Here is a 10,139-nt window from a genome sequence, read left to right as displayed (position 1 = left end):
TGTATAAGAGACAGCCCGTATGACATGCCCCACCCTCCACGGTGTTCAGGGGCGGAGGGTAGGCATCGACTGCGTGGAAGGAAGCGCCGTGCCTGTCGTGGGAACGAAAGTTCGACGAAGGATGTCGGCTTGTCCCCAGGGAGGGTCCGCAAGTCCTCGGATCAACGGAGCCCGCGGGCCGTTGCGCGTGTCAGCTACCGAGCAGTTCCCGGTGCAGCCGGGCCGTGAGTGTCTTCAGGTGCGCCTTGTCCACCAGGAGGGTCACCTGGAGGGGCGAGGTGCTCACGGCATGGACGCGGGCGGACAAATCCTCGGCGGCGGACAGCGCCTTGCGCAGCGGCACCCAGTCCGCGTTGAGCCCCACACCCACGCAGGTGACGGTGCCCCACCCGTCCCGCCATTCCACGCCCGCGCCGAAGCGCGTGGCCAGCTCGCGCTGGAGCGCCTCCGGCCCGTGGATGTCCGCGAGCGGCACCGCGAGGAACGTGCGTCCCGGCGCGCCCGGCAGCCCGTCATGGGCGAGCGTGCGGCCCCGGACGGCCCTGGCGTCCAGGAACTCCAGCAGTTCCTGCAGGGGCACGCTGGCGTGGGAGACGAGCACGGCCATCTCCGCGTCAGCCGTCACGCCCTTGACGCGGCTGTCGGTGGGGACGGCGAGCTCCTGCACGCTGGTGCCGGTGCCCTGCCCGTGCGCGGTGCGCGCGAGGATGGTGATGCCGCGCGCCTTGGCCCACTCCACCGCCTGGGCGTTGAGCACCTTGGCGCCGGCGCTCGCCAGCTCCTGCATCTCGTCGTAGCTCAGGGACTCCAGCTTGCGCGCGTCCGGCACCACGCGCGGATCCGCGCTGAAGACACCGTCCACGTCCGAGTAGATTTCGCACGCTTCCGCGTCCAGCGCCGCGGCCAGCGCGACGGCGGTGGTGTCCGAGCCGCCGCGTCCCAGCGTCGTCACCTCCTTCTTGTAGGAGACGCCCTGGTAGCCCGCGACGATGACGACCTTGCCGTGCGCCAGCTCGTCCTGGATGCGGTAGGGCCGCACCTCCACGATGCGCGCCTGGGCGTGCGCGTCGTTGGTGATGATGCCGCTCTGGCTGCCGGTGAAGCTGATGGCCGGCACGCCCTGCTCCTGGAGCGCCATGGACAACAGCGCCATGGAGATGCGCTCGCCGCAGGTGAGGAGCATGTCCAGCTCACGCCGGGGCGGGTCCTGGGACACGCTCTTGGCCAGGGACAAGAGGTCATCCGTGGTGTCGCCCATGGCGCTCACGACGACGACGACCTGATAACCCGCGTCCCGCTTCTCTTTCACGCGGCGCGCGACCTTGCCGAGCTTCTCCGCGTCAGCGACCGATGAGCCGCCATACTTCTGCACCACGATTGGCATCCACGCCTCGCTTCCGGGGCAGTGTAGAGTTCGACCCCGCGCATGCCAATCACCGAGAAGCCCATCATCGAGGTGCGCAACCTCACCCGGCGCTATCGCGATCGCGTGGCCATCGAGGACCTGTCCTTCACGGTCGGTGAGGGCGAGCTGCTCGGCTTCCTGGGACCCAACGGTGCCGGCAAGTCCACCACGATGAAGATCCTCACCGGCTTCCTGCCCCCGTCCGAGGGCAGCGCGAAGGTGGCGGGCTTCGACGTGTCCACGCACCCCATGGAGGTCAAACGGCGCATCGGCTATCTGCCGGAGACGCCGCCGCTGTACCCGGAGATGACGGTGCACGGCTACCTGGCGTTCGTCGCGGCGCTCAAGCAGGTGCCTGGCCGCGCGGTGAAGGCGGAGGTGGCGCGGGTGGCGGGGCTCACGGGCGTCGACGACGTGATGGGCCGCGTGCTCCAGAACCTGTCCAAGGGCTATCAACAGCGCGTGGGCATCGCGCAGGCGCTCATCGGTTCACCGCCGGTGCTCATCCTGGATGAGCCCACGGAAGGCCTGGACCCGGCGCAGCGCGCGGAGCTGCGGGCGTTGATCCGGAGCCTCGCGGGCAAGCACACGGTGCTGCTGTCCACGCACATCCTCCCGGAGGTGACGGTGACGTGCGAGAAGGTCCTCATCCTCCACCAGGGCCGCGTGGTGGCCCATGACGCCATCGACCAGCTGGCGAAGTCCCATGGACAGGCCGAGCATGCGTCGTTGGAAGAAGTCTTCATCAAGCTGACCGCCGCCTGAACTGAGAGCCCCAAGCGCATGCGCACCGCCCTGGCCATTGCCCGCAAGGAGCTGGCCGTCGCCTTCACCACCCCGTGGGCCTACGCCGTCTTCACCGCGATGGCGGCGCTCTCGTCGTTCTTCTTCGTCAGCCTGCTGGAGCAGTTCCAGCAGGTGCAGTCCCTGGCGCGCGAGCACGGCTGGAGCAAGCTGCCCCCGGACTCCATCATCTACCGCAACCTCACCGACGGCGTGGTGGTGCAGCTGTGGGGCGTGGTGATGATCCTCACGCTCTTCGTCGCGCCCTTCCTGTCCATGCGGCTGTTCGCGGAGGAGAAGCGCCAGAAGACGTTCGCGCTGCTGCTCACGACGCCGGTGCGGCCGGTGGACATCGTGCTGGGCAAGTACCTGGGCGGCCTGGGCCTCATCTTCATCACGCTGGGGCTGACGCTGGTCTTCCCGGTGCTGTTGTCGCTCGTGGGCTCGGGCCCTTCTGGATCCGCGCTGGAGTGGCCCACGGTGCTCCTGGGCTACAGCGGGGTGCTCCTGTGGGGCGCGACCTGCATGGCCGTGGGGCTGTTCATCTCCGCGCTGACGGAGAGCCAGATGCTGGCGGCGTTCCTCACCTTCGCCGTGCTGTTGCCGTGGATGCTCCTGCGCGGCGTGGCCCAGTCCACCGCGGAGCCGCTGCGCTCGTTCCTGTCCTACCTGGCCTTCGACGCGCAGTTGCAGGGGATGCTCCAGGGCGTCCTGGAGGTGCAGGCGCTGGTGTTCTTCGCGTCCGTCATCCTGTTCTCGCTGCTGCTCACCCACCGCGCGGTGGAAGCGCAGCGCTACGCGTGACCATGAGAGCGACCCACGTCACCCGGGTGCTGGGGCCCTTCGGCCTGCTGCTCCTGTTGTCCAGTCCCCTCACGCTGCTCCTCACCTCCGGCAGCGTGGCGCTCGCCGCGGGCAAGGCCGTGCTGGGCGCCGCGATGCTCGCGGTCTATCTCGCCGCGCACCGGAAGGAGCTGGGACGCGCGGGCACCCGGCGCACGGGGCGGTTCCTGGCGTCGTCGGTGCTCACCACGCTGGCCGTGCTGGGCGTGCTGGTGGCGCTCAACGTGCTGGCGTTCCGCAAGAACCAGCGGTGGGACTTGACGCGGGAGCGCATCTTCTCGCTCGCGCCGCAGACGGTGCAGATGCTGGCGGGGCTGAAGGAGAAGGCCCATGCGCTGGCGCTCGTCCCGCCCACGCATCCGTCCTATGGCGAGCTGGAGGAGCTGTTCCGGCGCTACCACGAGGCGGCGCCGGAGCGCTTCGACTACGCCTTCGTGGATCCGCGCCGCGAGCCGACCCTGGCCGCGAAGTACCAGCTCAAGGACGGACAGACGCTGGTCGTCATCTCGCGCGGCGAGGGCGACTCCGCGCCCCACACCACCCTGCCCGTCCCCGCCGAACAGGAGCTGACCAACGCCCTGCTCCAGCTGGGCGCGACCGGTGCCCAGAAGGTCTACTTCCTCGAAGGCCATGGCGAGTGGTCCCTGGAGAAGGCGGGGGACGGGCTGACGGAGCTGCGGCGCCAGCTGCTGCGCGAGGGCTACCGCCCCGAACCGCTCAACCTGCTGGGCCGCAAGGAGGTGCCTCGCGACGCGGGGCTGGTGGTCATCGCTGGCGCGAAGCAGGACTACACCGCGCCGGAAGTGGCGGCCCTGCGCGGCTACCTGGGTGAAGGTGGCCGGCTGCTGTACTTCACCGACGCGAACACGGAGGACGGGCTGGGGCTGTTCCTCGCGGACTACGGCGTGCAGGTGGATGAAGGCGTGGCGGCGGATCCGCAGTTCAACTCGGGCAACCCGTTCGTCCTGGTGTCGAACTTCTATGGCAAGCACGCCATCACGCGCCCGCTGCAGGATCGCGGGCTCAACGTGCAGCTGCCCACGCCGCGCAGCTTCACGCTCATCCGCGAGGGCTTCCTGCTGCCCGGCGTGACGGTGGAGCCCGTGCTGCTGAGTTCACCGTATGCGTGGGTGGAGTCGCGGCCCCTGGAGGACACCACGCCGTCCAGCGGCGAGAAGATGGGACAGCTCACGCTGGTGGCCGCCGCGTCCCGCGACACGCGCGCGGCGGAGCACAAGCGCTTCGACGAGGCCCGGCTGGTGGTGGTGGGCGACTCGGAGCTGATTCTGGATCCGAACTGGGGCTACGAGGCCAACCGCAACCTGGTGATGAACGCCCTGGGCTGGGCGTCCCACCAGGTGGAGAAGATCACCCTGCGTCCCCCCGACCGTGAGACGTCCACCCTGGAGCTGAGCGAGGACCAGATGCGGACCCTGCGCTTCGTGTCCACCGACCTGCTGCCCCTGTCGCTGCTGGGCGTGGGGCTCGCCGTCTGGTTGTCGAGGAGGAACCGGTGAGAGCCACCACCGTCGTGTTGCTGGGGCTGCTGGCTGCGGGATGTTCGCGCGACGCGGAGAAGCCCCCCGCGCCGCCGAAGATCTTCGCGACGGAGCCCGCAGGGCCACAACGGAGTGCGGATCCGGCGCCCGTCTTCACGCACCTGACGGTGAAGGCTCGCGGCGCCACCACGCAGCTGGAGCGGACGCCGGAGGGCTGGCGGCTCGTGTCCCCCGTGGAGGCGAAGGCGGATCCATACGCGGTGGAGGCCCTGGTGCAGCAGCTCACCTCGGCGAAGTTCAAGGCCACCGTGAACGCGTCGCCGACGGACGCGGACCTGAAGAAGTACGGGCTCACGTCCCCGGCGTTCACCGTGACGGCGCGGGCCTTCCTCCCGGATGCCAACGGCGAAGGCGCGGAGGATCCGTCCCGCCAACGCACCCTGACGCTGGCCGGTGGGGATGAGAACCCGTTCGACGGCTCCGTCTACGTGCGCCGCGAAGGCGACGCGACCGTGTACGCGGCCGACGGCGCCGTGCGGTACTCGCTGGACAAGGGCCCCTTCGAGCTGCGCGCCAAGGAGTTCCTGGGGCCGCTGGAGCTCACCGCGCTCCAGTCCATCGAAGTCACCGCGAAGGACCACGCCTGGTCGCTGACGCGCGAGGCGGACGGCAAGTCGTGGCGGATGGAGAAGCCGGAGCCCACGCGCGCGAACACCGGCCGGCTGACGGACCTGCTCAAGGCGTTCGCGGCCCATCAAGCCCTGTCGTTCCCGCAGGACACCGCCGCCACGCGCAAGGCCCTGGGCCTGGACACGCCAGTCGTGGACGCGCGCTTCGTCCCTGTCTCCGGTGAGCCCACCCGCGTGCGCCTGGCGCAGGTGACCCGTGACGGTGCGCCCGTGGTCCATGCGCTGCGGGAACAGGGCGCTCAGTCCACGCTGGCGGAGGTGGAGCCCCGGGCGCTGACGACGCTGGACGTGGGCGTGCAGGAATTGAAGGACCGGCGCGTGCTGTCGTTCCCGCGCGACGACGTGCGGCGACTGGAGTTCCTCCCCGGAGGCAAGGGCGCTCCGGTGGTGGTGACGCGCGGCGCGGGCAACGGGGACGCGTGGCAGGTGGAGGGCCCCGGTGGCGGACGCGCCCTGCACTTCCGCGTGGTGAAGCTGCTGGGACGGCTGGAGTCGCTGAAGGCCGCGGCGTTCGGCGAGGCGAAGGTGAAGCGCTGGGAGCGCTACGGCATCAGCGACGCGTCCCGGGGCGTCGTGCTGCGCGACGGGGACGGGCGGGAGCTGGCGCGGCTGTGGCTGGGCGACGCCGTGCCGGACACGGAGGACCGGCTCTACGCGCGGGGCTCCGGGCCGGACCTGGTGGAGGTGTCCATGGGCGCGGTGGCGGACCTGCCCACGCGCGCCGCGGACCTGCAGGAGGCGCCGCCCGAAGCGTCGGACGGCGGGGCTCCCTAGACCTCCATCAGGGCGAAGCGCTGCTCGGGCGTGAACTTGGTGAGCAGCGGCATCGCGACGTTGAACACCGGGATGCCGCTCTTCGTCTTGCCCTCGAGCGCGCCGTGGTGCGCGTGGCCGTGGAAGACGTAGGCCGCGCCGTAGTGGTCAATGGGCATCGACAGGCGGCTCGTCCCCAGGAAGGGACGGATCTCGATGTTCTCCCCCTCCAGCGTCTCCGGGATGGGGGCGTAGTGCATGATCACGACCTTCTTGGGCGTGTCCAGGTGGCTGAGCGCGGCCTCCAGCTTGAGGGACTCCGTGACGGCCTCCTGCACGAAGGACTTCGTCTGCCCTTCGCCAAACGCCTGCAACGTCGCGTTGCCGAAGCCGCCTCCGAAGCCCTTCACCCCCGCGACGCCCAGCACCTTCTCGAAGATGTAGTGGTCCCCGTCGAGGATGTGCACGCCGACCTTGGAGAGCTCCGAGCAGATCTCCTTCACCTGCCCGTGCTCGTAGTCGTGGTTGCCCAGCACCGCGGCGCACGGGACGCGCAAGGCCGAGAGTTCCTCGGCCAGCACCTTGCCCTCTTCAATCATCCCGCGGTCCGTCAGGTCACCGCACAGCAGCAGCATGTCCGCCGAGGCGTTCACCTGCTTGATCAGCTGACGGAAGCGCCCGTGCTGGTCCTCGCGGCAGTGCAGGTCACCGACCGCTGCCAGCCGAATCTTCGAGCTCGGATCTCGCGCCACGGGTTCCCCCCTCGGGTCTGTCCTGTTCGTCCCACGCCCTGCCGTCCCCAAAGCCCCAGTGGTGGATGTCCACGTGATAGTTCACCTTGGACACCAGGTTGCCCCGGCACAGCTTCTCTTCCCAGCTGCCATCGCGCACCGTCTGGAGCGTGCGGCTCATCAGCTCCGTCATCACGTAGTTGGGCACGATGTCGCGCTCGCTGGGGTACGCGAAGCGGAACATCATCAGGTGGCTGAGCAGCACCTCCCAGTAGCGGTCGAAGCGCCGGAGGATGCGGTCCCAGTCCATCTCCCGCCCCGCCTTGAGGATGAGGTGGTTGATGTCCGCGCCGTCGTAGCGCTCGCGCTCGGTGACGAAGGCCTTGGACCAGATCATCTCCTCGGCCGGCGCGATGAGGCACTCGTAGCCGAAGATGGTGGCCTTCCTGGCGTTGGTGAACCACTCGTCATCCACCGTCGCCACGCCGTTACCGGAGGAGAAGATGAAGTCGACGAAGTAGTCGCCCTTGTAGGCCTTGTAGAGCCACACCTCGTCCGGACGCTCCGTGCGCCAGCCATCCTTCTCCAGCACGTCCAGGGCGCGGATGGCGTCCTGCTTGCGCGGGAAGAGGTCCAGGTCCTTGGTGTCACGGTAGATGCCGGTATAGGTGGCGTAGGCGTACGCCCCGCCCACTACGAACGGCACCCCGGCCTCATGAAGCAGACCGACGGCTCTGGCGCGGGCGTTGATCTCGTCCGGCTCACGCTCCCGCTCGGCCAGCGTGGCGTCCGTACCCATCTCCCCGGGATGGTTCGGGTGTCGTTTTTCCATGGGCGAAAGGTAGGGATGGCCCATTTCAACCGTCGGGCAGGCGGGCGCGGGCGGCCGGAGAGCAGGCGGCCAGACGCCAAGCGCGTGGTTTCACTGCCCTTTTCCACTTCAAGCGAGCGCTTTTTCTGTTTTCGGGCCGGCCTGTGTCCATAGGGGCGAATTCACTGCCGCACGGCCCGCGCGACACGGGCCCTGAAAGGACACCCGACCATGCTGCGCAAGAGCTTGCTGTGTGCCTCCCTGCTGCTGGCTGCTGGCTGCAACGACGCCGACTCCGGCGACGCGAAGTTCCGCGACGGCCTTCCCTCCAAGGAGCAGGTGCAGGTGAAGGCGCCCCAGGCGAAGGGGCAGGGTCTGACGGCCGCGGGGCCGTCCGCGATGTTCGGCCAGGGACAGAAGTCCGGCTATTACCAGGTGACGGTGGACGCCACGGTGTCGGTGAACACCGGCACGGCGTGGGTGCTCGGCCTCATCGAGCGGATTACGAAGTACCCGCCCACGACGCTGGAGGAGAACAAGGCGGTGTGGGGTCCGGCCACGGAGGCGCTGAGCCCCATCACGTGGCGGCTGACGGTGACGAAGTCCGGTGAGGCGTCGTTCTCCTGGGTGCTGGAGGGCAAGGGGAAGACGGAGGAGGACAGCGCGTTCCGGGCGGTGCTGTCCGGCACGCAGCAGGTCGCGGTGAACGCGGACGGCGAGCGGCAGCGCGGGTTCGGCTCGGGGGAGCTCTTCATCGACTGGGACGCCGCCCACACGCTGCCGGACGCGGATGACCACGTGGGCACGGTGGAGATCCGCTACGCGCGGCCGAGCGCCACGGCGGACGCCACGGTGGACGCGGACTTCCACCAGGTGCGCGACGACAAGGACCCCACGAAGCGCGTGGACGGCAAGTACCACTACAAGACGACCCCGTCGGCGGGCGGCGAGTTCGAGTTCGCGACGCTCCAGGACATCAACGACAACGACCCGCAGGCCGCGAAGCTGGAGAACGTGAGCATCAAGAGCCGCTGGACGGCGACGGGCGCGGGGCGCGCGGACGTGAAGGCGACCGGGGGCGACCTGGCGGCCGAGCTGAAGGTGAACGAGTGCTGGGACACGAACTTCCTCAGCACCTACCTGGAGATCAACCTGTTCCCGGGCCAGGGCTATGGCGACGCGCAGACCGGCTGCGCCGGGTTCACGGCGGCGTCGTACTCGTCGCTATGAGGCAGGTCGCGGTAGGCTTGCGCCGCGCGTGACCGGACCGACCCCACTGGCCCTGAAGGTGGTGCCCCCTCGACCCAACGAGGACCGGCGGGCCGTCCTGCGCGAGCTGTATGTGAAGTACGGCGGCAGCGTGCGTGAGCGCTGCCGCTATCTGCTGAAGGACGCGAGCCGGGCGGAGGACGCGATGCAGGACGTCTTCGCCCGGGCGCTCGTGCACGGGGACTCCTTCCGGGCGGAGGCGTCTCCGCTGACGTGGCTGATGAAGATCGCCACGCACCACTGCCTCAACCAGCTGCGCTCGGAAGGGGCGGCGTGGAGGAAGTGGTTCGCGCGGGACGAGGCGGCCCGTTCCGAGGGCCACGGTGGCGCGGAGGCGATGGAGACGCGAGACCTGGTGCGCAAGCTGCTGGCCCGGGTGGACGCGGAGACGCAGGCGGCGGCGATCCACTACCACGTGGACGGGATGACGCTGGAAGAGGTGGCCGCGGCGCTGGGGCGTTCGGTGCCCACGGTGAGAAAGCGGCTGGAGCATTTCGCGGAGCTGGGTGGAGAGGAGCTGAGCGTCCGATGAGCGCGCACGAGTCGAGCTGGACATTGCGCCGCCTGCACGCTGGCGAGCTTCCCGCCCCCGAGGCGAACCGCGTCCGCGGGCACGCGGAGGCTTGTGACGCGTGTGGCGCGACGCTGAGGTCCTTCGCGGACGCGCAGGCCGCCTTCGAGGCGGAGGTGCCCTTCGAGAAGTTCGAGGCCGGCGTGGAGCGGGCCCGCGCGAGGCAGGCGTCCACGGAGTCCAGGACGCAGGCGCGGTGGGTCCGGCCGCTGATGGCGGTGGCGGCGTCCGTGGTGGTGGTGCTGGTGCTGGCGCGCCCGCTGCTGGAGACCGGTGGCAGGACGGATCCGCTCCAGCCGCCCGTCGCGGGCAATCGCCTCAAGGGCGGCGCGGGGGCGGAGCTGCGCATCGGTGGAGGCGTGGATCCGCAGCGCGTGGCGAGCACCGACGCGCCGGAGGCACTGCAACCCGGCGAGCGCGTGCGGCTGGGCTACACGGCGGACGCGTACCGTTACGTGGCGGCGCTGTCAGTGGATGCGCAGGGTGAGGTGACGCCGCTGTATCCGGAGTCCGGAGACAGCCTCGCGGTGGAGCCGGGCGTGGGGCAGCACTGGCTGCCGGAGAGCGTGGAGTTCACCGGCGCGGGCGCGGAGCGCGTGGTGCTGGTGCTCACGGACGCGCCCGTGTCCATGGATGCGCTGGGTGACGCGGCCCGGAAGGCCTTCACCGCGGCGGGCCGGGACGTCACGCGCATGGCCCCGCTGGACGTGCCGGGCGCGCAGACGCAGTGGGTGTTGCTGAAGCCATGAGCGACGGCCCCGTGAAACAGGGACTCGCCCCCGTGG

At 69.8% G+C, this 10,139-nt stretch carries 10 protein-coding genes; 7 read left to right on the top strand and 3 right to left on the bottom strand.

Going from position 1 to position 10,139, the window contains the following annotated elements; translation table 11 throughout:
• Positions 1 to 190 precede the first annotated feature (190 nt).
• Positions 191 to 1,384, bottom strand: a complete 1,194-nt coding sequence (locus tag D7X96_RS28580; protein WP_120552419.1) for an aspartate kinase — start codon at positions 1,382 to 1,384, stop codon at positions 191 to 193.
• 42 nt (positions 1,385 to 1,426) lie between these two features.
• Between D7X96_RS28580 and D7X96_RS28575 the strand changes: the two genes are divergently transcribed.
• The 4 genes from D7X96_RS28575 to D7X96_RS28560 are packed head-to-tail and all read left to right on the top strand — an operon-like array spanning position 1,427 to position 5,993.
• On the top strand, positions 1,427 to 2,170 hold the full coding sequence (locus tag D7X96_RS28575) for an ABC transporter ATP-binding protein (RefSeq protein WP_208647392.1): 744 nt from the start codon (positions 1,427 to 1,429) through the stop codon (positions 2,168 to 2,170).
• An 18-nt stretch (positions 2,171 to 2,188) separates the two neighbouring features.
• Positions 2,189 to 2,992: an ABC transporter permease gene (locus tag D7X96_RS28570; RefSeq protein ID WP_121771201.1), complete on the top strand. Its 804-nt coding sequence runs from the start codon at positions 2,189 to 2,191 to the stop codon at positions 2,990 to 2,992.
• Positions 2,993 to 2,994: 2 nt separating this feature from the next.
• Positions 2,995 to 4,548, top strand: a complete 1,554-nt coding sequence (locus tag D7X96_RS28565) for a GldG family protein (RefSeq protein WP_121724195.1) — start codon at positions 2,995 to 2,997, stop codon at positions 4,546 to 4,548.
• Positions 4,545 to 5,993 (top strand): DUF4340 domain-containing protein, encoded by a 1,449-nt coding sequence (locus D7X96_RS28560; protein ID WP_121771200.1) that lies wholly within the window; start codon positions 4,545 to 4,547, stop codon positions 5,991 to 5,993. The genes D7X96_RS28565 and D7X96_RS28560 overlap by 4 nt, the downstream gene beginning before the upstream one ends.
• Here D7X96_RS28560 and D7X96_RS28555 read toward each other — a convergent pair.
• Together D7X96_RS28555 and D7X96_RS28550 are read right to left on the bottom strand one after the other, a co-directional pair.
• Positions 5,990 to 6,694, bottom strand: coding sequence for a metallophosphoesterase family protein (locus tag D7X96_RS28555; protein WP_120552423.1), 705 nt, complete (start codon positions 6,692 to 6,694; stop codon positions 5,990 to 5,992). The genes D7X96_RS28560 and D7X96_RS28555 overlap by 4 nt on opposite strands.
• Positions 6,678 to 7,502: a nucleotidyltransferase gene (locus D7X96_RS28550; RefSeq protein ID WP_120552415.1), complete on the bottom strand. Its 825-nt coding sequence runs from the start codon at positions 7,500 to 7,502 to the stop codon at positions 6,678 to 6,680. Before D7X96_RS28550 ends, D7X96_RS28555 begins: the two co-directional genes overlap by 17 nt.
• Before the next feature lie 243 nt (positions 7,503 to 7,745).
• Here D7X96_RS28550 and D7X96_RS28545 point away from each other — a divergent pair, with 243 nt between their 5' ends.
• From D7X96_RS28545 to D7X96_RS28535, 3 genes are read left to right on the top strand one after another with little or no spacing between them, the layout of a single operon-like run.
• Positions 7,746 to 8,744 (top strand): hypothetical protein, encoded by a 999-nt coding sequence (locus D7X96_RS28545; RefSeq protein ID WP_121724197.1) that lies wholly within the window; start codon positions 7,746 to 7,748, stop codon positions 8,742 to 8,744.
• 28 nt (positions 8,745 to 8,772) lie between these two features.
• On the top strand, positions 8,773 to 9,315 hold the full coding sequence (locus tag D7X96_RS28540) for an RNA polymerase sigma factor (protein WP_233610006.1): 543 nt from the start codon (positions 8,773 to 8,775) through the stop codon (positions 9,313 to 9,315).
• Complete coding sequence (locus D7X96_RS28535; RefSeq protein WP_121771199.1) at positions 9,312 to 10,103, top strand: DUF4384 domain-containing protein; 792 nt, start codon at positions 9,312 to 9,314, stop codon at positions 10,101 to 10,103. Before D7X96_RS28540 ends, D7X96_RS28535 begins: the two co-directional genes overlap by 4 nt.
• The last annotated feature ends 36 nt before the right edge of the window (positions 10,104 to 10,139 follow it).

The sequence above is a fragment of the Corallococcus interemptor genome (genome assembly GCF_003668875.1).
GTDB lineage: Bacteria > Myxococcota > Myxococcia > Myxococcales > Myxococcaceae > Corallococcus > Corallococcus interemptor.
This window is presented reverse-complemented; position numbering and strand designations above follow the sequence as displayed.